The 21,317-nt window shown below is 73.1% G+C and carries 22 protein-coding genes and 1 tRNA gene; 11 read left to right on the top strand and 12 right to left on the bottom strand.

Annotated features, from left to right (window positions below; translation table 11 throughout):
• Nucleotides 1-205: helix-turn-helix domain-containing protein (locus AB0E19_RS35210; RefSeq protein WP_362188112.1), on the top strand; the 205-nt coding region annotated here is incomplete at its 5' end.
• A gap of 75 nt (nt 206-280) precedes the next feature.
• Here AB0E19_RS35210 and AB0E19_RS35205 read toward each other — a convergent pair.
• The 5 genes from AB0E19_RS35205 to AB0E19_RS35185 all read right to left on the bottom strand — a co-directional run bounded on the left by AB0E19_RS35205 (nt 281) and on the right by AB0E19_RS35185 (nt 3,700).
• A complete protein-coding gene (locus AB0E19_RS35205) occupies nt 281-1,168 on the bottom strand; it encodes a prohibitin family protein (RefSeq protein ID WP_362188109.1) in 888 nt (295 codons plus the stop codon).
• 108 nt (nt 1,169-1,276) lie between these two features.
• The gene (locus AB0E19_RS35200; RefSeq protein ID WP_360602517.1) at nt 1,277-2,107 is read right to left on the bottom strand and encodes an MBL fold metallo-hydrolase; all 831 of its coding nucleotides are present in this window, start codon (nt 2,105-2,107) and stop codon (nt 1,277-1,279) included.
• The gene (locus AB0E19_RS35195) at nt 2,104-2,967 is read right to left on the bottom strand and encodes an NUDIX hydrolase (protein ID WP_362188105.1); all 864 of its coding nucleotides are present in this window, start codon (nt 2,965-2,967) and stop codon (nt 2,104-2,106) included. Before AB0E19_RS35195 ends, AB0E19_RS35200 begins: the two co-directional genes overlap by 4 nt.
• A gap of 107 nt (nt 2,968-3,074) precedes the next feature.
• Nucleotides 3,075-3,545: a RidA family protein gene (locus AB0E19_RS35190; protein WP_362188102.1), complete on the bottom strand. Its 471-nt coding sequence runs from the start codon at nt 3,543-3,545 to the stop codon at nt 3,075-3,077.
• A complete protein-coding gene (locus AB0E19_RS35185) occupies nt 3,542-3,700 on the bottom strand; it encodes a DUF4177 domain-containing protein (RefSeq protein WP_169093077.1) in 159 nt (52 codons plus the stop codon). Before AB0E19_RS35185 ends, AB0E19_RS35190 begins: the two co-directional genes overlap by 4 nt.
• A 122-nt stretch (nt 3,701-3,822) precedes the next feature.
• On the opposite strand from AB0E19_RS35185, the gene AB0E19_RS35180 reads away from it, so the two are divergent.
• Nucleotides 3,823-4,788, top strand: coding sequence for an ArsA-related P-loop ATPase (locus tag AB0E19_RS35180; RefSeq protein WP_362188097.1), 966 nt, complete (start codon nt 3,823-3,825; stop codon nt 4,786-4,788).
• Nucleotides 4,785-6,182, top strand: a complete 1,398-nt coding sequence (locus AB0E19_RS35175) for an ArsA family ATPase (protein ID WP_362188094.1) — start codon at nt 4,785-4,787, stop codon at nt 6,180-6,182. The genes AB0E19_RS35180 and AB0E19_RS35175 overlap by 4 nt, the downstream gene beginning before the upstream one ends.
• A gap of 31 nt (nt 6,183-6,213) precedes the next feature.
• On the opposite strand, the gene AB0E19_RS35170 is transcribed toward AB0E19_RS35175, so the two are convergent.
• Together AB0E19_RS35170 and AB0E19_RS35165 are read right to left on the bottom strand one after the other, a co-directional pair.
• Nucleotides 6,214-6,558 (bottom strand): WhiB family transcriptional regulator, encoded by a 345-nt coding sequence (locus AB0E19_RS35170; RefSeq protein WP_030495795.1) that lies wholly within the window; start codon nt 6,556-6,558, stop codon nt 6,214-6,216.
• Between the two features lie 400 nt (nt 6,559-6,958).
• Nucleotides 6,959-7,261, bottom strand: a complete 303-nt coding sequence (locus tag AB0E19_RS35165) for a hypothetical protein (RefSeq protein ID WP_362188090.1) — start codon at nt 7,259-7,261, stop codon at nt 6,959-6,961.
• Nucleotides 7,262-7,418: 157 nt separating this feature from the next.
• On the opposite strand from AB0E19_RS35165, the gene AB0E19_RS35160 reads away from it, so the two are divergent.
• Nucleotides 7,419-9,650 carry a transglycosylase domain-containing protein gene (locus AB0E19_RS35160; protein ID WP_362188087.1) on the top strand — a complete coding sequence of 744 codons (2,232 nt, stop codon included), beginning with the start codon at nt 7,419-7,421 and terminating at the stop codon, nt 9,648-9,650.
• A gap of 88 nt (nt 9,651-9,738) precedes the next feature.
• Here AB0E19_RS35160 and AB0E19_RS35155 read toward each other — a convergent pair whose 3' ends face one another.
• Nucleotides 9,739-10,203: a GatB/YqeY domain-containing protein gene (locus AB0E19_RS35155; protein WP_362188084.1), complete on the bottom strand. Its 465-nt coding sequence runs from the start codon at nt 10,201-10,203 to the stop codon at nt 9,739-9,741.
• Nucleotides 10,204-10,277: 74 nt separating this feature from the next.
• Here AB0E19_RS35155 and AB0E19_RS35150 point away from each other — a divergent pair, with 74 nt between their 5' ends.
• The 6 genes from AB0E19_RS35150 to AB0E19_RS35125 all read left to right on the top strand — a co-directional run bounded on the left by AB0E19_RS35150 (nt 10,278) and on the right by AB0E19_RS35125 (nt 15,534).
• Entirely contained in the window at nt 10,278-11,216 is a 939-nt protein-coding gene (locus tag AB0E19_RS35150) for a metallophosphoesterase (RefSeq protein ID WP_362188081.1), read from the top strand.
• A 42-nt stretch (nt 11,217-11,258) separates the two neighbouring features.
• Entirely contained in the window at nt 11,259-11,942 is a 684-nt protein-coding gene (locus AB0E19_RS35145; RefSeq protein ID WP_362188078.1) for a Pr6Pr family membrane protein, read from the top strand.
• A 38-nt stretch (nt 11,943-11,980) separates the two neighbouring features.
• Nucleotides 11,981-12,054 (top strand) — tRNA-Pro (locus AB0E19_RS35140).
• 83 nt (nt 12,055-12,137) lie between these two features.
• On the top strand, nt 12,138-13,196 hold the full coding sequence (locus AB0E19_RS35135) for a helix-turn-helix domain-containing protein (protein ID WP_362188075.1): 1,059 nt from the start codon (nt 12,138-12,140) through the stop codon (nt 13,194-13,196).
• Nucleotides 13,197-13,360: 164 nt separating this feature from the next.
• Complete coding sequence (locus AB0E19_RS35130) at nt 13,361-13,864, top strand: hypothetical protein (protein WP_362188072.1); 504 nt, start codon at nt 13,361-13,363, stop codon at nt 13,862-13,864.
• An 86-nt stretch (nt 13,865-13,950) separates the two neighbouring features.
• Nucleotides 13,951-15,534 (top strand): SPFH domain-containing protein, encoded by a 1,584-nt coding sequence (locus AB0E19_RS35125; protein ID WP_362188069.1) that lies wholly within the window; start codon nt 13,951-13,953, stop codon nt 15,532-15,534.
• A gap of 91 nt (nt 15,535-15,625) precedes the next feature.
• Here the strand turns inward: AB0E19_RS35125 and AB0E19_RS35120 are convergent, their stop codons facing one another.
• The gene (locus tag AB0E19_RS35120) at nt 15,626-16,504 is read right to left on the bottom strand and encodes a glycosyltransferase family 2 protein (protein ID WP_362188066.1); all 879 of its coding nucleotides are present in this window, start codon (nt 16,502-16,504) and stop codon (nt 15,626-15,628) included.
• Between the two features lie 342 nt (nt 16,505-16,846).
• Here AB0E19_RS35120 and AB0E19_RS35115 point away from each other — a divergent pair, with 342 nt between their 5' ends.
• The gene (locus tag AB0E19_RS35115) at nt 16,847-18,052 is read left to right on the top strand and encodes a protein kinase (protein WP_362188063.1); all 1,206 of its coding nucleotides are present in this window, start codon (nt 16,847-16,849) and stop codon (nt 18,050-18,052) included.
• An 88-nt stretch (nt 18,053-18,140) separates the two neighbouring features.
• On the opposite strand, the gene AB0E19_RS35110 is transcribed toward AB0E19_RS35115, so the two are convergent.
• From AB0E19_RS35110 to AB0E19_RS35100, 3 genes are all read right to left on the bottom strand, one after another.
• Nucleotides 18,141-18,422: a hypothetical protein gene (locus tag AB0E19_RS35110; RefSeq protein WP_362188060.1), complete on the bottom strand. Its 282-nt coding sequence runs from the start codon at nt 18,420-18,422 to the stop codon at nt 18,141-18,143.
• Nucleotides 18,423-18,595: 173 nt separating this feature from the next.
• On the bottom strand, nt 18,596-19,609 hold the full coding sequence (locus tag AB0E19_RS35105; protein WP_362188057.1) for a YdcF family protein: 1,014 nt from the start codon (nt 19,607-19,609) through the stop codon (nt 18,596-18,598).
• A 100-nt stretch (nt 19,610-19,709) separates the two neighbouring features.
• On the bottom strand, nt 19,710-21,107 hold the full coding sequence (locus AB0E19_RS35100; protein WP_362188054.1) for a tetratricopeptide repeat protein: 1,398 nt from the start codon (nt 21,105-21,107) through the stop codon (nt 19,710-19,712).
• Nucleotides 21,108-21,317 lie beyond the last annotated feature (210 nt).

The raw sequence follows: 21,317 nt of genomic DNA, 5'->3' as shown, positions 1-21,317 counted from the left end.
GTCGCGTCGCTTCGGCGTGCAGTCGGAGGAGGGCATCCACGTCGTGCACGACCTCACCCAGGAGGAGCTGGCCCAGCTCGTCGGCGCCTCCCGCGAGACCGTGAACAAGGCGCTCGCCGACTTCGCCCAGCGCGGCTGGCTGCGCCTGGAGGCCCGCGCGGTGATCCTCCTCGACGTGGAGCGCCTCGCGAAGCGCTCCCGCTAGGGATCCGTACGCACGAGAAGGGGGCCGCCCGGTCGAACCGGGCGGCCCCCTTCCGTATCGGCGGGCGCGGGTCGGCTAGCGCTTGGCGCCGTCCACGATCACCGGGGTCGAGCCGGCGCCGTTGCCGCAGGGCACCGCGTAGACCGGGTTCTTCGCCGCGGCCTCCTTGAAGGCGTCGATGCACTGGTTGGCGAGGACCTTGTCCGTCAGCGAGTCGTTGAGGATCTTGTTGGCGCGGGCGATGCCCTCCGCCTCGATGCGGCGCCGGTCGGACTCCGCCTTGGCCGTACGGGCGGCCTCCAGGGCCCGCTCGGTGGCCTGCTGCTGCTGGATCTTGCGGTCGATCTGGCCCTGGAGGGCGTCCGAGGGCTTCACGTTCCGCAGGTTGACCGTGGTGACGACGATGCCGCGCGGCTCCAGGCGCTCCGTGATGAGCTTGGCGATCTCGGCGTTGATCTTCTCGCGGTCGGAGGCGTACCCCTGCTCGCTGCTGTAGCGGGCGAAGACGTTGCGGACGATCTCGCGGCTGTCGGGGTAGACCAGCCGCTGCTGGATGGCGTCCTCGCTGCCCGCGAGCTTGTAGAGCTCGACAGCCTTGGCCGGGACCACGGCCCACTTCACCGTGACCTCGGCGTACATGACGCCGCCCTGGGAGGAGCGGACCTCGACCACGTCCTTGTCGGAGAGGTTGAGGTCGACCGGGCGGGTGGAGAAGGTGGTGACGTCGGTGAACGGCGACTTCACGTGCATGCCGGACGTCATCGGCGAACCGACCTTGCCGAAGGCGACCGGGACGCCGACCTCGTACGCGCTGATCACGTACGTCATGCTCACGATCACGGAGAAGACTCCGGCGACCAGCGCGCCGACGGCACCCAGCTTCCAGCCGGTCGAGTCCTGCGACCGGCCGACGAACCAGAGCACCACCGCGGCGATGACCAGCAGGATGGCTATGACGAACACGGGCATTCCCCCCGAGAGCTACGACCTGATGTAAGCGGAGCGTAAGACACTCGGGGAGCGCGGAGGGTTCCCGGGGTGGGGAGGCGGATCGCTCCGGGGCGACGGGGGTCAGAGCGCGCCGCGCTCCCGCAGGTACTCCAACTGGGCCCGTACGGAGAGTTCCGCCGCCGGCCACAGCGAGCGGTCCACGTCCGCGTACACGTGCGCCACCACCTCCGGCGCCGTCCGGTGCCCGGCCGCGACCGCCGCCTCCACCTGCGCGAGCCGGCTCTTCCGGTGCGCCAGATAGAAGTCCACGGCCCCCTGGGCGTCCTCCAGGACCGGCCCGTGCCCCGGCAGGACCGTGTGCACGCCGTCGTCGACGGTCAGCGAACGCAGCCGCCGCAGCGAGTCCAGGTACTCGCCGAGCCGCCCGTCCGGGTGCGCCACCATCGTGGTGCCGCGCCCCAGGATCGTGTCGCCGGTCAGCACCGCCCGGTCGGCGGGCAGGTGGAAGGAGAGCGAGTCGGAGGTGTGGCCGGGCGTCGGCACCACCCGCAGTTCCAGGCCGCCGACGGTCACCACGTCGCCCTCCCCCAGGCCCTCGTCGCCGAGGCGGAGCGCCGGGTCGAGCGCGCGGACGGACGTGCCGGTCAGCTCGGCGAAGCGGCCCGCGCCCTCGGCGTGGTCCGGGTGACCGTGGGTCAGCAGCGTCAGCGCGACCCGCTTGCCCCGCTTCTCCGCCGTGTCGAGCACGTGCCGGAGGTGGCCCTCGTCGAGCGGCCCCGGGTCGACGACGACGGCCAGATCCGAGTCCGGCTCGGAGAGCAGCCAGGTGTTGGTGCCGTCCAGCGTCATCGCGGACGGGTTCGGCGCGAGCACGTTCACGGCCCGCTCGGTCGCGGCCCCCGAGGCGACGACCCCGCGCGGCTGCCCCGGCAGGGACGCGGCGTCGGTCACGGGGTGCCTCCCTCGACCCGCTTGGTGAACTCGTCGTGCCCCGGCCAGGTGAGCACCACCTGATCGCCCTCCACGCGCGCGTGCGCCAGGACCGGGGTCAGGTCCTGCTTCCCGGCCGCCGCCAGGGCCTCCGCGGCCGTGGCGCAGGGCTGGAGGGAGCGCAGGGTCGCGATCGTCGGCGGCATCATCGTCAGCTCGCCCCGGTCGTAGCCGTCGGCCGCGTCCACCGGGCGGGTCCACACCGTGCGGTCGGCCTCGCCGGAGACGTCCCGGGTCCGCTGCCCGGCCGGCAGGGCGGCCACGAAGAACCAGGTGTCGTACCGGCGCTGCTCGAACTCGGGAGTGATCCAGCGGGCCCAGGCACCGAGCAGGTCGGAGCGGAGCGCGAGGCCGCGACGGTCGAGGAAGTCCGCGAAGGACAGCTCGCGGGCGACCAGCGCCCGCCGGTCGCGCTCCCAGTCCTCGCCGGTGGTGTCGCCGACGACGGTGTCCGCGGTCTCCCCGGCGAGCAGCACGCCCGCCTCCTCGAAGGTCTCGCGGACGGCGGCGCAGACCACCGCCTGCGCCTGCGCGGGCTCGTCGAGCCCGAGCCGCCGCGCCCACTCCTCCAGCGGGGGCCCGGCCCAGCGCACCGGCTGTTCGTCGCGCGGGTCCACCCCGCCGCCCGGGTAGGCGTACGCGCCGCCGGCGAAGGCCATGGAGGCGCGGCGGCGCAGCATGTGGACCTCGGGCCCGCCCGCCGCGTCGCGCAGCAGGAGCACGGTGGCGGCGCGCCGGGGCGTCACCGGCACCAGCTCGCCGGCGGCGAGGGCGCGGATGCGGTCGGGCCATTCCGGCGGGTACCACTGACCATTCGACATGGGCGGATGCTATGCGCAACGAACGGAATGCACGAGGGCACGCCGGAACGCGGAAGCCGGCCGCCCCGGGGAGGGGCGACCGGCTCCCGGCATGCCGTACGGGCGGATCAGGCCTCGGTCAGCTCGACCTGGACCTCGACCTCGACGGGGGCGTCGAGGGGGAGGACGGTGACGCCGACGGCGCTGCGGGCGTGCACGCCCTTGTCGCCGAGGATCTCGCCGAGCAGCTCGCTGGCGCCGTTGATGACGCCGGGCTGGCCGGTGAAGTCGGGGGCGGAGGCGACGAAGCCGACCACCTTCACGACCCGCTTGATCCGGTCGAGGTCGCCGGCGACCGACTTCACGGCCGCGAGGGCGTTCAGCGCGCAGGTGGCGGCGAGCGCCTTGGCCTCCTCGGCGGTCACCTCGGCACCGACCTTGCCGGTCACCGGAAGCTTGCCCTCCACCATCGGGAGCTGGCCCGAGGTGTAGACGTACACGCCCGACTGCACGGCCGGCTGGTACGCGGCGATCGGCGGGACGACCTCGGGCAGCTTCAGGCCCAGCTCGGCGATCCGCGCCTCGACGGCCCCGCTCACGACAGCGGCCGCTTCATGTAGGCCACCAGCTGCTCCGGGTTGTTGGGCCCGGGCACGACCTGGACGAGCTCCCAGCCGTCCTGGCCCCAGTTGTCGAGAATCTGCTTGGTCGCGTGCACCAGAAGCGGCACCGTGACGTACTCCCACTTGGTCATGGGCCCGACTGTAGCCGCTGCGCCGGGGTGCTCCGCCGAGGCTCCCCCTAGGGTCCGGCTCGGGGGCTTCTCCGGGGCGGTCCGCTGATTGCGCGGGCCCGCCAGTGGTTAGGCTCGACAGCGTGAGCAGGCTCCAGGTCGTCAGCGGCAAGGGCGGTACCGGTAAGACGACGGTCGCCGCCGCCCTCGCCCTCGCCCTCGCGACGGAGGGGAAGCGCACGCTCCTCGTCGAGGTCGAAGGCAGACAGGGCATCGCACAGCTCTTCGAGACGGAGGCGCTTCCCTACGAGGAGCGCAAGATCGCCGTGGCTCCGGGCGGCGGCGAGGTGTTCGCGCTGGCCATCGACGCCGAGCGCGCCCTCCTCGACTACCTCCAGATGTTCTACAAACTGGGCGGCGCGGGCCGCGCCCTGAGGAAGCTCGGGGCGATCGACTTCGCGACGACGATAGCGCCGGGGGTGCGGGACGTCCTGCTCACCGGAAAGGCGTGCGAGGCGGTCCGGCGGCGGGAGCGCGACGGCCGGCCGGTGTACGACCACGTGGTGATGGACGCGCCGCCGACCGGCCGCATCACCCGCTTCCTCAACGTGAACGACGAGGTGGCGGGGCTGGCCCGGATCGGCCCGATACACAATCAGGCGCAGGCGGTGATGAAGGTCCTCAAGTCCCCCGAGACGGCGGTGCACTTGGTGACCCTCCTGGAGGAGATGCCGGTCCAGGAGACGGCGGACGGCGTCGCCGAGCTGCGCGCGGCGGGGCTGCCGGTGGGCACGGTGGTGGTGAACATGGTCCGCCCGCACGTCCTGGACGCCGCGGCGGTACGGGCCGCCTCCGGCGACCACCGCGAGGCGATCGCGCGGGCCCTGGCCTCGGCGGGGGTCTCGGGCGGCGCCGCCCTGGTGGAGCCGCTGCTCGACGAGGCCGCCGGGCACGCGCGCCGGGTGGAGCTGGAGCGGGAGCAGCGAGCGGTCCTGGACGGCCTGGGCCTGCCCGCGTACGAGCTGCCGTATCTGGGCGACGGGGCGGACATCGCGGGCCTCTACCGCCTGGCGAAGGAACTGCGGAAGCAAGGGGTGGGTGCGGCGTGACGGAGAAGACCCCCGGCCCGGCGAAGGCCGGCGGCCTGGACGCGGCGCCCTTCCTGGACATCGACCCGATCCTCGACGACCGGGGCACCCGGATCATCGTCTGCTGCGGCGCGGGCGGCGTCGGCAAGACGACGACGGCGGCGGCGCTCGGCGTGCGGGCGGCGGAGCGGGGCCGCCGGGTGGTGGTCCTCACCATCGACCCGGCGCGCCGGCTGGCCCAGTCGATGGGCATCGACGCGCTGGACAACACCCCGCGGAAGGTCGACGGCATCAAGGGGTCGGACTGCGGCGAGCTGCACGCGATGATGCTGGACATGAAGCGGACCTTCGACGAGATCGTCGAGGCGCACGCGGAGCCCGCGCGGGCGCGGGCGATCCTGGAGAACCCCTTCTACCAGTCCCTGTCGGCCGGTTTCGCCGGTACGCAGGAGTACATGGCGATGGAGAAGCTGGGCCAGCTGCGGGCGCGGGACGAGTGGGACCTGATCGTCGTCGACACCCCGCCGTCGCGTTCGGCCCTGGACTTCCTGGACGCGCCGAAGCGGCTCGGGTCCTTCCTGGACGGGAAGTTCATCAAGCTGCTGATGGCGCCGGCGAAGGTGGGCGGCCGGGCGGGGATGAAGTTCCTCAACGTCGGCATGTCGATGATGTCGGGGACGCTGGGGAAGCTCCTCGGCGGTCAGTTCCTGGGGGACGTGCAGACCTTCGTCGCCGCGATGGACACGATGTTCGGCGGCTTCCGGACGCGGGCCGACGCCACGTACCGGCTGCTGCAGGCGCCGGGGACGGCCTTCCTGGTGGTCGCGGCGCCGGAGCGCGACGCGCTGCGGGAGGCGGCGTACTTCGTGGAGCGGCTGGCCGCGGAGGGCATGCCGCTGGCGGGGCTCGTCCTCAACCGGGTCCACGGCACGGGGGCCGGACGGCTCTCGGCGGAGCGGGCGCGGGCGGCCGCGGAAAATCTTGACGAGGGCCGCATTGTGGATCAGGGGCCCGGGAAGACTGGAGGGCGTGGCGTCCCGGCCACGTCGTCCGAGCCGTCGTCCTCCGCCACCGCCGCCGATTCGCCCGCACGTCCCCCTGCCGCATCCGAGGCTGCCCCCACAGCCGACGCGACCGAAGACCACAGCGGCACCGCCGGCCCGGAGACCCGTCCGGACGCCGGCACCGTTCCCGAGACCGACCCCGACATCGCGCGGCTCACCGCGGGTCTGCTGCGGCTGCACGCCGAGCGGATGCGGGTGCTCGCGCGCGAGCAGCGCACGCGGGACCGCTTCACGGCCCTCCATCCGGAGGTGCCGGTGACCGAGGTGGCCGCCCTGCCCGGCGATGTGCACGACCTCGCCGGGCTGCGGGCCATCGGTGAGCACCTCTCGTCCCCGCGCGACCGGTCCTGACGGGACCTCACGCGAGTGGATCGGGGCGCGGCTATCCGACCGCGGCGTACTCCTCGTACGTCGCGTCGTCCTCCATGGCCACGGGCAGCAGGCCCGCGCCGCGCTCGTACTCGGTGCGGGCGGTCTCCAGGAGCCGCCGCCACGAGGTGACCGTGGGGCGCCGGCGCAGCAGGGCGCGGCGCTCGCGCTCCGTCATGCCGCCCCACACGCCGAATTCCACGCGGTTGTCCAGGGCGTCGGCGAGGCACTCGGTGCGTACCGGGCAGCCGGTGCACACCGCCTTTGCCCTGTTCTGTGCCGCTCCCTGCACGAAAAGTTCATCCGGATCGGTAGTGCGGCAGGCCGCCTGCGCACTCCAGTCAGCTACCCAGCCCATACCGGCGCCGTCCTCTCCCGAATCGAGGCTCCCCCACGGCGGCAGCGGCATATTCACCGCTGCCAGTTGGGACGTTACGGAAGGCGGGGACAGCGCAACACCCCCTTCGGGCCCAATCTTGAATGGCCCGAACGGACTATGCGTGCGCGTCAGATCACCCAGGGGAGTGATCGAAGGACATGCGTGTGTTAAAGGGCACCCCCTGACACACGCACTGGAATCGGACACGCCGTTCCGCGTATTCGGGACGCGGAACTCATGCCGGAATCAGGCGGATGTCACGCACGGGGGTTGATGCCGGACCGCACTCCTGTGACAGTTGGGAGCAGCTTAGGCCAAGGCCTGTCCGCGTGTCCGGCGATTGAGAACGTAGGCGCTCCACCTCGCCGTGCCCCGAGCCTCAGCCGACGGGCCCTTGGTCCGCGGTCCGTCCGTGGAGGCGCCGGTGCCACTCGTTGGCCTCCGGACCCGGGTCGGCGGTCAGGACGGGACATGACGCCGTCTCGATGAGGTGGAGGAGCGACCAGGCGACGCCGTAGCAGTCGTCCGGGCCGAAGCAGGCGACGAGCGCGCGGGCCTCCTCCCCGGTGACCGGGCGGGCGATCGCCTCCAGCTGGCGGACACGCCTGCCGATCTCCTCCTCGCTCGCGTCCCAGTCGGGCAGCGGGCCGTCGGCGACGAACGTCCGGACTTCGGGTCTCATGGTGAGGATGATCGGCCGCCCCCGTCCCCACGGGCAAGGCGCGGCGCGGCCGGCGCGGCCCGGACACGCCGCCCGGATGTCACGGTCCGGTACGCGAACGCTCCGAGGGGGACCCGCTCCTGCGGAACGCCCAGGAACACGGATTAGGCTGCCCCCCATGGCAAAGAAGCGCTCGGGCGGTGGTCTGACCGGGACCCAGCAGGCCGCCAAGTTCCTCGGTGTCAGTGTGCTCTCCGGAGCGGTGCTGGCGGGCATCGCCCTGCCCGCGGCCGGGGCACTGGGTCTGGCGGCGAAGGGGACGGTCGAGGGGTTCGACGAGATCCCCTCGAATCTGAAGACCCCACCGCTCAGTCAGCGCACCACCATCCTGGACTCCGAGGGCGGGCTGATCGCCACGGTCTACTCCCGGGACCGCAAGGTGGTGCCGCTGGAGAAGATCTCCCCGTACATGCAGAAGGCGATCGTCGCGATCGAGGACGCGCGCTTCTACGAGCACGGGGCCATCGACCTCAAGGGCGTGCTGCGCGCGATCAACAAGAACGCGCAGTCGGGCGGGGTCTCCGAGGGCGCCTCCACACTGACCCAGCAGTACGTGAAGAACGTCTTCGTCGAGGAGGCAGGTGACGACCCGGAGAAGGTCGCTCAGGCCACCCAGCAGACGATCGGCCGCAAGGTCCGCGAGCTGAAGTACGCGATCCAGGTCGAGGAGGAGCTGGGCAAGAAGAAGATCCTGGAGAACTACCTCAACATCACGTTCTTCGGGCAGCAGGCGTACGGCATCGAGGCCGCCTCGCAGCGCTACTTCTCCAAGCCCGCCGCCAAGCTGGACCTGGGCGAGGCCGCGATGATGGCCGGCCTCGTGCAGTCGCCGAGCCGCTTTGACCCGATCAACGACCTCCAGGAAGCCACCAAGCGGCGCAACATCGTCCTCCAGCGGATGACGGACGTCGGCGACATCACCCAGGCCGAGTTCGAGAAGGCCAAGGCCAAGCCGATCAAGCTGAAGGTGAAGACGCCGAGGAACGGCTGCATCACCGCCGTCGACGGCGCCGGGTTCTTCTGCGACTACGTCCGCAAGACGATCCTGACCGACCCGGTCTTCGGCAAGACCGTCGAGGACCGCCAGAAGCTGTGGAACCTCGGCGGCCTGACCATCCGGACCACGCTGGACCCGAAGGCGCAGGCGGCGGCGAACGAGGCCGCCGTGGCCAAGGTCAACAAGGACGACCCGGTCGCGACCGCCGTCGTCCAGGTCAAGCCCGGCACCGGCCGGATCGTGTCGATGAGCCAGTCCCGCCCGTACGGCCTGGACCAGAAGCAGCACCAGACGACGCTCAACCTCGCCGTCGGCAGCAAGATGGGCGGCACCACGTACGGCTTCCCGGTCGGCTCGACGTTCAAGCCGATCACGGCCGCCGCCGCGCTGGAGAAGGGCCTGAGCCCGGCGCAGAGCTTCGACACGCCGTGGAAGATCTCCATGAAGGAGAGCGACTACACGCGCTGCGACGGCAAGCCCGCGGGATACGCGGACTGGTCCGTCCAGAACGAGCTCAAGACGGAGAAGGGGGCGTACGACATGACGAGCGCCCTCGGCAAGTCCATCAACACGTACTTCGCCAAGCTGGAGCAGATGGCCGGCCTCTGCGAGACGCTGTCGATGGCGAAGAAGGTCGGCTACGAGCGCGAGCTGGGCAAGCCGATCAAGCAGAGCCCCTCCGCCACCCTCGGCTCGCTGGAGAGCACCCCGCTCGACATGGCGAACGTCTACGCGACCTTCGCCAACCGCGGCATCTACTGCGTCCCCGTGGTCATCGACTCCATCAAGGCCGCCAACGGCGACAAGCTGAACGTGCCGCAGACCAGGTGCACGCGCGCGATGTCCGACCGCACCGCCGACATGATCAACCAGATGCTCAAGGGCGTGGTCGAGGACGGCACGGGTACGAAGGCCGGCCTGAGCGACCGGGACAACGCGGGCAAGACCGGTACCACCGAGGGCCGCAAGGACGCCTGGTTCGTCGGCTACACCCCGGACCTGTCCACCGCCGTCTGGGTCGGCGACGACGTCGGCAAGCGCGAGGAGATGTTCGACCTCACCATCGGCGGCGTCTACTACGACAAGGTCTGCGGTGGCTGCCTCCCCGGCCCGATCTGGCGGATCGCCATGACCGGGGCGCTCGGCTCCGAGACCCCGTCCTTCGTCGGCATCACGGTCCCCCGGGCCGAGAAGCCGAAGGACCCGAAGAAGGACGAGAAGAACGACAAGCCGCGCCGGGGCGACGACAAGCCGGCCGACCAGCCGACCAGCCCCTTCCCGGGCATCACGATCCCCGACCTGACCGGCGGGGACACCACCCGGCCGGGCAACGGCCGCGGCGGAAACCGCTGACGCCACACGCACACGAGAAGGGCCCCGCCGGCGAGACCGGTGGGGCCCTTCTCGTACGTCCCGGGTCCCGTACCCCCCGGGCCGGGACTCAGCCCGCGAGCAGCTTCTTCACCGCGGCGGCGACCCGGCCGCCGTCGGCCAGCCCGGCCACCTTCGGGTTCACGATCTTCATGACGGCGCCCATGGCGCGCGGGCCCTCGACACCGGCGGCCTTCGCCTCCTCGACGGCCTCCGCGACGATGCCGTCCAGCTCCTCGTCGGAGAGCTGCTTCGGCAGGTACGCGTCGAGGAGGACGCCCTCCGCCCGCTCACGCTCGGCCGACTCCGCGCGACCGCCCTGCTCGAAGGCGTCCGCGGCCTCGCGCCGCTTCTTCGCCTCCTTGGCGATCACCTTCTGCACCTCGTCCTCGGAGAGCTCGCGCTTGGTCTTGCCCGCGACCTCCTCCTTGGTGATCGCGGCGATGGTGAGCCGCAGGGTCGAGGAGCGCAGTTCGTCGCGGTCCTTGATCGCGGCGTTGAGGTCGTCCTTCAGTCGTGCCTTGAGCGTGGTCATGGCCTCAAGTGTGGCAGGTGCCCGGGGCGCACCGCCCGTGCATTTACGCCCCGCGGGTCTGGAACGATGGGGGGATGCGCGCACGGTACGGGATCCCCCTGAAGATCACGGCAGGCGTCGCGGCCACGGCCGCGGCCGGACTCGTCTACGCGGCGGGCTTCGAGGCCCGCTCGTTCCGGCTCCGGCGGGTCACCGTCCCCGTCCTGCCGCCCGGCATGGACGACCTGCGGGTCCTCCAGGTCTCCGACGTGCACATGGTGTGCGGGCAGGACAAGAAGCGCGGCTGGCTGCAGAAGCTCGCCGGGCTCCGCCCCGACTTCGTGGTGAACACCGGCGACAACCTCTCCGACACCGAGGCCGTGCCGGAGCTGCTCGACGCGCTCGGCCCGCTCATGGAGTTCCCCGGCGTCTACGTCTTCGGCTCCAACGACTACTACGGCCCCCGCTTCCGCAACCCCGGCCGCTACCTCCTGGAGAAGGTCCAGGGCCGGCACGGGCTCAACGGCAACAAGCCGGTCGTCGGCGCCGTCCACAACCCGTGGGAGGACATCAAGGACGCCTTCGACGCGGCCGGCTGGGTGGACCTCACCAACACCCGCGGCCGGCTCAAGCTCCCCCAGGCCGACCTCGCCTTCACCGGCCTCGACGACCCGCACATCAAGCGGGACCGGTACGAGAAGGTCGCCGGCGGCCCCGAGGAGTCCGCGGACTTCTCCCTCGGCATCGTCCACGCCCCGTACCTGCGCGCCCTCGACGCCTTCACCGCCGACGGCTACGAACTGGTCCTCGCCGGCCACACCCACGGCGGGCAGCTGTGCGTCCCCTTCTACGGGGCGCTCGTCACCAACTGCGACCTCGACACCGACCGCGTGAAGGGCCTCTCCACCCACACCGCCGGCGGCCACACCTCCTATCTGCACGTCTCCGCGGGCTGCGGCACCAACCGCTTCACCCCGGTCCGCTTCGCCTGCCCGCCCGAAGCCACGCTGCTCACCCTGACGGCGCGCGCCTGAACCCGGCTACGGGGGCGCCCCCGCCCCCGTAGCGTGGCGGCCATGCCGAACCGATTCGCCGCCGTCCTCCGCGCCCTCATCGCCCTCGCCGCGGCCACCGGCGTCACGATCGACTGCGTCCAGGGCGACCCGCTCGTCGCCTTCGGCTTCTTCACCGTCTGGACCAACACCGCCGTCGCCGTCGCCCTCGGGCTCGGCGCCGCACGCGCCTGGACCGGCCGGCCCCCGCTGCCCGCCGTGTGGAGCGGCGGGGTGCTCCTCTGCATCTCCGTCGTCGGGCTCGTCTTCCACCTGGTCCTCGACAACCCGGCGAGCTCCTTCGACCAGGCCGCCGCCATCGACGCGCTCACCGGCGCCCGCGCCGTCTCCAACCAGCTCCTGCACACCGTCACCCCGATCGGCGTCGCCCTGGACTGGCTGCTGCTCACCCGACCCGGCGCCTTCCGCCCCCGCCACGCCGCCCTCTGGCTCGCCGCCCCCGGCACCTACCTGGTCTTCGCCCTGGTCCGCGGCGCCCTGCTCCCCGCCGGCCACCCGACCCGCTACACGTACCCCTTCCTCGACGTCACCGCCCACGGCTACGCCGGCGTCCTCCTCAACGCCCTCGTCCTCGGCCTCGCCTTCTACGCCCTCGGTCTCCTCCTCGTCGCGGCGGACCGCTTCCGACCTGCGGTCGCGGGGCGCCGAAACCGGATTTCGTCTCTGGGCGCGGGTGGGCTAAAGTAATCGATGTCGCCGCGACGAGAAGATCAGAGCAGCGACATCGGGGTGTAGCGCAGCTTGGCAGCGCGCTTCGTTCGGGACGAAGAGGTCGTGGGTTCAAATCCCGCCACCCCGACAGCCAGAGGTTCAGGGCCTGATCCGCGAAAGCGGGTCGGGCCCTGAGTCGTTTCCGGGACCGGATCAGGGGGCGGGCCGACCATGACGGGACCGTACGAGGAGTACCTCGACGGATACGCCGGAATCCTCGCCGGCGTCTGCGCCACCGGGCGGCGGCCGAGCCGGGAGGAGCTGGAAGGGCTGCGGGCCAGGGGGGAGCGGGCCGCCGAGGCGGGGATCGGGCTGCGGGAGCTCGTACGGGCCCATCTCGCCGCCGCGCGGGCCGCGCGGGGCGGACTGCCCCGCGGCACCGACCCCGACCTGCTGCTCGCCGCCGTCGAGCAGGCCGTCGACGCCTTCGCCGAGGGCCACGAGCGGGCGCAGAAGCTGGCGGTGCGCCAGGAGGAGGCCGCCCGCAGGGAGTTCGTCGACGACCTGCTGTACGGGCGCAGCGACCTCGGGCGGCTCGCCGAGCGGGCCGAGCGGTTCGGACTGCTGCTCTCCCACGCGCACGCGGTCGCCGTCGCACGGGCGCCCGAGCCGTTCGGGGACGGGGCGCCGGTCTCGCGGAGCGTGGAGTCCTCGCTCCTCGCCCGCTTCGGCACGCGACGGATCCTGCTCACCACCAAGGACGGGCGGCTGATCTGCGTCGCCCCGGCCGACGAGCCCGAGGTCCTCGCCCACTTCGCCAAGCAGACGTACGCGACCGCCGACGGCAGCCTCGTCGCGATCGGGCGCGCACACCCCGGCGCCGGCGGGGTCGTCCACTCGTACGAGGAGGCGCTCGGCGCCCTCGACCTCGCCGACCGCATCGGGCTCGACGGCCCCGTGCTGTACGCCGCGGACCTGCTCGTCTACCCGGTCCTCGGCCGGGACCGGCAGGCCATGGCCGACCTCGTCCGGACCGTCCTCGGGCCGCTCGCCGGCGCCCGGGGCGGCGCCCGGCCGCTGCTCGACACCCTGCACGCCTACTTCGACGCGGGCTGCGTCACCACCGAGACCGCCCGCCGGCTCGCCCTGAGCGTGCGGGCCGTCACGTACCGGCTCGACCGCGTCCACCGGCTCACCGGCACCGACCCCGGTGACCCCACCCAGCGGTACACGCTCCAGACCGCCGCGATCGGGGCGCGGCTGCTCGGCTGGCCGGACGAGGAGCTGTGAGCCGGTCGGCCGACCGGCCGACCGGCCGCCCCACGGGCCGTCCGATTCCGGGCGGCATCAAGGACGCGTAAAGATTGCCGGGCTCCGGCAATGCGGGGTCCGGGCGCGCGGTGAAACGATCCTCTGGACGGCGGACAGGGCACGGCAGCCGGAGGAGCGGGGACATGGTCTGGTTTCTTGGTCTCGGCATCGGCGGACTGCTGCTGCTCGTCCTGAGCCTGGTCTTCGACGGGGTCCTGGAAGGACTCTTCGACGGGCTCGGGGGGCTCGACGGGCTGCTGTCGCTGCCGGTGGTCGCCGGGTTCGTCTCGGCGCTCGGCTTCACGGGGGCGCTCGTGCTCGGCACGAGCGGCGCGGGGGCGGGGGTCGCGAGCGGCGCGGGCGTCGTGGCGGGGGTCGGCGTGGGGTGGGTGACCTGGCGGTTCTGCCGGGCCCTCCTCCACGACACGAACGCGCCCGCGCCGCGCGGCGCGGACCTCGCCGGCAGCTCCGGCTCGGTCGTCACCGCCGTCCCGGCGGACGGCTACGGCGAGGTGCTGCTCCACCTGGGCGGCCAGCCCGTGAAGTACGCGGCCCGCGCGGACCGGCCCGTCCCGCGCGGCACCGAGGTGTGGGTCGAGTCGGTCCTCTCGGCGACCTCGGTCCTCGTACGGCCCGTCGACCGCTGACCGCCGGCCGCTGACCGCCGGTCGACGATCGCCGACCGCCGATCGCCGGATCTCATCTTCCCGTACCGAACGAAGGGGGGTTCTCCATGAGCCCTGTCCTCATCGCCGTGGTGGGCATCGTCGTCCTCCTCGTCCTGCTCGGCCTCGCCGTCGTCACCCGCTACAAGGTCGCGGGGCCCAGCGAGGCGTTCATCATCACCGGCCGCCGCGGCCAGAAGGCCACCGATCCGACGACCGGCCGCGTCTACACCGACAACAGCGGCCAGAAGGTCGTCGTCGGCGGCGGCGTCTTCGTCGTGCCGTTCGTGCAGCAGAAGTTCACCCTCGACCTCTCCAGCCGGCACATCCCCATCGCCGTCCGCGGCGCCGTCACCCTGCGGGGCGTCAAGGCCAACCTGGAGGGCGTCGCCATCGTCAAGGTCGGCGGCACCGAGGACTCCATCCGCGCCGCCGCCCAGCGCTTCCTCATGCAGCAGGACGGCATCGTCGGCTTCACCCAGGAGGTGCTCTCCGGAGCACTGCGGTCCATCGTCGGCCGGATGTCGGTCGAGGACATCATCCGCGACCGGGCCGCCTTCGCCGGGCAGGTCGCCGAGGAGGCCGAGGCGAGCCTCTCCGGGCAGGGCCTCGTCCTCGACGCCTTCCAGATCCAGGACATCACCACCGAGGGCTCCTACCTGGAGGACCTCGGCCGGCCCGAGGCCGCCCGCGCCAAGCAGGAGGCCGACATCGCCGAGGCCGAGGCCCGGCGCGCCGCCGAGCAGGCCCGGCTGAAGGCCGAGGAGGAGATCGCGGTCGCCCAGCGGACCCTGTACCTGAAGCAGGCCGAGATCAAGGCGCAGACCGACGAGGCCGCCGCCCAGGCCAACGCCGCGGGGCCGCTCGCCGAGGCCGCCCGCCAGCAGGACATCCTCGCCGAGCAGGAGAAGGTCGCCGCCCGGCAGGCCGCGCTCACCGACCGCCAGCTCGACACCCAGGTCCGCAAGCCCGCCGACGCCAAGCGGTACGAGGCCGAGCAGCAGGCGGAGGCCCAGCGCACCGCCCGGGTCAAGCAGGCCGAGGCCGAGCGGATGGCCGCCATCGCGGCGGCCGAGGCCGAGGCCGAGCGCGCCCGGCTCACCGGTGAGGGCGAGAAGCAGCGCCGCCAGGCCCTGGCGGAGGCCGAGGCCATCGAGGGCGCCAAGCGCGGTGAGGCCGAGCGCGCCCGGCGCGCCGCCATCGCGGAGGCGGTCCGCCTGGAGGGCGACGCGGAGGCCGGTGCCATCGCGGCGAAGGGTGCCGCCGAGGCGGAGGCCATGCACAAGCGGGCCGACGCGTTCGAGCGGTACGGCGACGCGGCCGTGCTCCAGATGCTGGTGGAGGTCCTGCCCCAGGTCGTCGCCAAGGCGGCGGAGCCGCTGGCCGCCGTGGACAAGATGACCGTCATCTCCACGGACGGGGCGGGCAGGCTGCCGCGCGCGGTCGCGGACAACGTCGCCCAGGGCGTGGAACTGCTCTCCTCCACGACGGGGGTCGACCTGGCCGCGCTCCTCCAGGGGCTGACGGCGAAGGCGTCGTCCGTGGGGTCGTCCACGGGGTCGTCCGTGCCGGCGGCCGTGCCGCAGGTGAAGGGGACCAACGGGACGAGCGGGATGAGCGGGATGAGCGGGAAGGTCGAGATCACCGACTGAACCGGACGCCCCGGCCCCTGGAGAGGGGTCGGGGCGTTGGGCGTGGGGCCCGGGGGGCTCCGGGGGGCGCGGGGCGCGGGGCGCGGGGCCGTCAGATGATCGGCGGGCGGCCCAGCTTCGTCATGCGCAGCACCGTCGACCAGCGCATCGGACGGCGCTGTCCGGCGGGGGCCTTCAGGCCCTCCCCGAAGCCCGCGAACCAGGAACGCAGGCCGCGCACCGAGCGGGTGCGGGCGACCGTCAGGAGGACCCAGACCGCCAGGTAGAGCGGCACCAGCGGAGCCGGGAGGTTCCGCTTCGCCAGCCACACGCGGTTGCGGGCCGTCATCCGGTAGTAGACGTCGTGCCGGGCCGGGCTGGTCTTCGGGTGCTGGAGCAGCAGCTCGGGCGCGTACCGGATCCGCCAGCCCGCGTCGAGGGCGCGCCAGGCCAGGTCGGTCTCCTCGTGCGCGAAGAAGAAGTCCTCAGGCCAGCCGCCGATCCGGTCCAGCATCGGCATCGACAGGCCGTGACCGCCACCGAGGAAGGTGGTGACCTCGCCGCCGCGCATCGGGTCCTTGGCGCCGAGCCGGGGGATGTGCCGGCGCTGCGTCTCGCCCGTCTCGTCGGCGATCCGGAAGGAGACCACGCCGAGCTTCGGCTCGGTCTCGTACAGGTCGACCAGACGGCGGAAGACGTCCGTGTCGACGAGCAGGCCGTCGTCGTCCAGGTCGACGAGAACGTCCACGTCACCGAAGGAGCGGAGGGTGTCGATGGCCACGTTCCGACCGCCGGTGACCCCTCGGTTCTCGGCCAGCTCCACGCCGGTGACGCCCTCGGGAAGGGCGGGCAGCGAGCCGGTGCCGTTGCCGACCACGACGACCCGGGCGGCGGGCTCGTCCTGCATCGCCACCGAGTCGAGCAGCGCGCCCAGCTCGGCGGGGCGGGTGCCCATCGTCAGTACCGCCACGCCCACTCTCGGTCGCGCCACGGTCCACTCCGTTCCAGGTCGGGGTCGGGTCTCGCGTGCGGGCCGGCGCCCGCCGGCCGCACGGCACCCATTGTTCACCCTCCGGGAACCCCCGAGGAACCCGGAAGGAACCCTGAGGGCCCGGACCGGGGGAAACGCCGGACTTCCGGAACCCCGAAGGCCCTCCCGTACGTCCGTGCGTACGACGGCGGTCCCACGGCGGTTCCACGCCGGATCGGTCGCGGTTCCGCGGCGGACCGGTCGTGCTTCCGCTTCGGGGGGAGCGCGGCGAGCACGCACACCGGGCGGCTCTACCCTGGTCCTCTGCCGTCAAGTGATCGATTGTCGAAAGGGCGTCTCCTGGTGCTGGTCGCGGACCGATATCGGCTTCACGGGTGTATCGGCCGTGGCGGCATGGGCGAGGTGTGGCAGGCCACCGACGAGGTCCTCGGCCGGCCCGTCGCCGTGAAACTGATGCTGGCGCAGTCCACCGACCCCTCCGGCGCCGACCGCTTCCGCCTGGAGGCGCAGACCGCCGCCCGGCTCAGCCACCCGCACGTCGTCGGCGTCTTCGACTTCGGCACCTGGGACGGCAAGCTCTTCCTGGTCATGGAGCTCGTCGAGGGCGACAGCCTGGGCTCCTCCCCCGCGAACCCCCTGGTCCTGCCCGCCGAGCGGGTCGCCGTCGTCGCCGCGCACGCCGCCGCCGGTCTCGCCGCCGCCCACCGGCAGGGCGTCGTCCACCGCGACATCAAGCCCGGCAACCTGCTCATGGACGCCGAGGGCACGGTCAAGCTGGCCGACTTCGGCATCGCCCGCTTCGTCGACGACCCCTCGGCCGGGCTGACCACCACCGGGCAGATCGTCGGCACCGGCCTCTACCTGGCCCCGGAGCGGGCCCTCGGCAAGCCCGCCTCCCCCGCCTCCGACGTCTACTCGCTCGGCTGCGTCCTCTACCAGCTGCTGACCGGACACCCGCCCTTCCGCGCCGACACCGCGACCGCCCTGCTGTACCAGCACATCGACAGCGCCCCGACCCCGCCGAGCCGGCTCGGCGTCGTCCTCACGCCCGGATTCGAGGCGTATCTGCTGAGCCTGCTCGCCAAGCAGCCCGAGCAGCGCCCGCCGGCGCAGGCCATCGCCGACTGGTTCGGCTCCGGCGCCTGGCGGGAGTACGCGCCCCGGCCCGCGTCCGCCGCCATGCCGGGCACCGTCCACACCCCGCCGGGCCACGTCCCGCCGTCCCATGTACCGCCCGCCCACGTCCCGCCCGCGCACACCACGCACGCGCCGGCACCGGCGCCGTCCGGCATGCCCGCGCCGCGGCCCACCGGCCCGCGCACCCCGCAGCCCGGTCCGGCGGGCGGCTCCACGGCAGGGCCGACGGCCGTGTCCGCCCCCGTGGGCGGCGGGCCCCGGCGGCGGGCGCCCGAGCGGTCCGGGAACAGCGGCTCCTCCGGGGGCGCGCTCGCCGAGCTGTCCCGCCGGCGGCCCCGCAAGACGGCCGCCGTCGCCGGCGTCGTCGCCTTCGTCGTCTTCCTCTTCATCGGCATGGCCTGGCTCTCCTGACCCGGCCTGCCGCCCGGTCCCGCCCCCCGCTCCGTACCGTCCGGTCCGTGCCGTCCGGTCCCGCCGCCTGGTCCGTGCCGTCCGGTCCTCAGTACAGTCGCGGCGCCATGACGTGCGGATCCGCGTCGTTCTCGACGATCAGGAGACAGCGGGGCACGCCCGGCCCCGAGGTGGCGCGCACCGTCGCCGGCGTCGGCGGATCCGTCGGCAGCTCGATCGGGACGGCCACCGGCCGGTCGCCCTGGATCGTCGCGTACCCGGTCTCCTTGCCGTCGACGAGCACCTCGACCACCGGCCGCAGGCCGGTCTCCACCGTCGCCGAGACCGAATGGCCCCGGTAGTCGATGTGGAAGTGGTGGCGTCGCCTCATGGGGTCACCTCCGCGGCGGGATCCCGGACGCCTCCTGCGGCACCCTCGGACACCTCCGTCCCTCCAGCGTAGGGACGCGGCGCCCACCCCGCCCCTCCGACACCGCCCGGGGGGGCTTCCCCCTCCCCCCTCCCCCTCCCTCCCGCCCCTCCCCCTCCCCCCTCTCCCCGGTGTCACCCCGTGACGGCGAGTCCCAGGCCTCCGATGGCCACGAGGACGGCGCAGACCGTGAGGTTGACCGCGCGGTGCTCCAGGAAGACCGCGGCGAACTCGCGGATCGTGGCGCTGGGCCAGAAGTACGCGGCGGTCGGCGAGCCCACCACCTGGCCGTCCACCCCGGCCTTCCGGGCCATCAGCGCGGCCCGGAAGGCGTGGAAGTTGTTGGTGACGACCACGCAGGCGGCCCCCGGCCGCTCCGCCTCCATCAGCTCCTTGCTGAACAGCAGGTTCTCCTCGGTGGTGCGGGAGCGGTCCTCGCGGAGGATCCGGTCCTCGGGGAAGCCCCGCTCCAGCAGGTAGTCGGCCATGGCGTGGGACTCCGGCAGTTCCTCGTCCGGGCCCTGGCCGCCCGAGGTGATCAGGAGCGGCGGCGCGCCGGTGCCGCGCGCGGCCAGCCGCTCGTACACCTCCCGGCCCCGGTCGAGTCTGCTCGCGAGCAGCGGGGGCACCCGCCGGCCGCCGATCAGGCCGGAGCCGAGGACCACCACGAAGTCCGCGTCCCGGCGCAGCCGCATCCGGCCGTACAGGAAGGCGTACCCCACGAAGCAGACGAAGAGGAAGGAGACGTAGCCCAGGACGAGGAGCAGGGTGACGGCGACGACGCCGAGGACCCGGGAGTGGGTGAGGACGGCGGCGGCCATCAGCCCCAGCACGCCGAGGATGCCCAGGCCGGCGAGGAGCGACAGCAGGTTCGCCGGGCGTCTGCCCTCCTTGCGGACCATCTTGACGCCGTTGGCGCACAGCAGCCCGGCGAGGACCAGCGGCCCCAGGCCGAGGACCAGCAGGAGCAGGACGAGGACCGTCTCGGTCAGGCCGGGTGGCAGGTCGTCGACGGCCGAGAGCAGGCCGAGGCCGAGGAAGGTGACGGCGAGACCGAGATACACCGCGTTCCCGAAGCGGCGGCGGTCGCGCAGTACACCGATCCCGAAGAGCAGGGCGAACAGGGCGGACACCGCGAAAGCGATCATGCCGTCATCGTAGGCAGCCGACCCCGTGCCCGAGCAGACCCCGGACGAAGCTGTGGACAACACGGCGCCGGACCGGCCGTCCCCACCCCGGACGGGTGATTCACCGTTCCCGGGAGAGTGCGAACAGCCCCTTCCGCGCGCCCTCTTCGTACGCCTCCCGCAGTTCGGGGTCGTCGAGCAGGGTCCGCAGCGCCTCGTCGCTGCGGGCCCGGGACACCGTGCAGTACCGCCCCGGCTCGTAGGAGGTGTCGAAGGCGGAGTTCCGCAACAGGTCGACGGCGCCGAGGAGATGGGCCGCCCGGTCGGGCCGGCCGTCCAGCAGCCGCACCCGGGCGAGGAGTTCGGCCGCGCAGGCCGCGCCGACGGCGGAGCCGAGCCGCAGGTGCTCGCGCAGCGCCCGGCGGGCGTGCTCGGCGGCCCGGCTCGGCTCCCCGTCCCAGGCGAGGAGTTCGGCCCGGGCGTGATCGGCCCAGGCGTCGGCGAAGAGGTCCCGGCCCGCCCAGGTCCGTCGCCCCGCCCCGTCCAGCTCCAGCTGGTCCAGCGCCTCCTGCGCGGCCTCCGGGTCGGTGCGGCTGTAGCAGAGCGCGAGCGCGGCCCAGCAGGCCTCGCGGGTCGGCCCGAAGTCGGGCACGTCCCCGATCTGGTCCAGCGCCTCCCGGAACTCGCCCGCCGCCGCCCGGGTACGGCCCTGGTAGAGGGCGATCGCGCCGCGCAGATGGGCGAGGAACCCCAGACAGCGCTCGTCGCCGTCGCGTACCGCGCTCGCCCACGCCTGGACGAGGAGCGGGTCGGCGTCCTCGGGGCGCCCCGACTCCAGCTCCAGGAAGGCGGCCAGCCACAGCGCGCGGGCCGGCAGCGGGCCGGGGTGCAGCGACAGGGCGTGCCGCAGCCGGGTCCGCCCCTCCGCGACCCGGCCGCAGGAGACCCACAGGAACCACAGCGAGACCGCGATCTCCAGGGCGGGCCCGGCCTCGTCGCCCGGCGTGAGCGGTGCCGTCGTCGGGTCCATCGCGGCGGCCAGGTCGGGGAGTTCGCGCAGCGCCAGGTCCCGGGCGTCCACCTGGCGGCCCCGCTGCCACCACTCGGCGGCCCGCCGGGCGACCTGGACGCACCACCTCCGGTGGTGCAGGACCACGATCCAGCGGTCGCCCCGGGCGGTGAGCCGGCGGGCGCCGACGGCCCGCATCGCGTGCGGCATCCAGTGGCGCTGCCCGCCGTCCTCCCCGTCGAAGAGGTCGTCCACGGGCAGCAGCGCCGACCGTGCCAGCCGGTCGAGCACGGCGCCCAGGTCCACGACGGACAGCGCCCCGTACCCGCAGACCTCCTCGACGGCCCGCAGGTCGAAGGCGCCCTCGAAGACGGAGAGCCGTTCCCAGAGCAGCCGCTCGGCGGGCCCCGCGGCCGCGTACCCCTCCTCGGCGGCGTCCAGCTGGCCGCATCCCACCGGTTCGCCCCACAGCACCTGGTACTCGGGGGTGTCCCCCGGTGCTCGCCCCATGGTCGCCATCCCCCGCGCGTCCCCCTTCTCCGGTTCTCCGGTTCTCCGGTTCTCCGACCGCCGCCTCCGCCGGATCCGGTCACGTCGATACCGTCGGAGTCGATACCGTCGGAGTCGATACCGTCGGAGTCGATACGGTCGGAGTCGATGCGGTCAAAGTCGATGCCGTCATCGCTGATGTCTCACCGCTGATGTCGTCATCGCCGATGT

It is taken from the genome of Streptomyces sp. NPDC047974, from assembly GCF_040653375.1.
Classification (GTDB): domain Bacteria; phylum Actinomycetota; class Actinomycetes; order Streptomycetales; family Streptomycetaceae; genus Streptomyces.
Note: the sequence above shows the minus strand (reverse complement) of the source record. Positions and strands in the feature narration are given on the sequence as shown.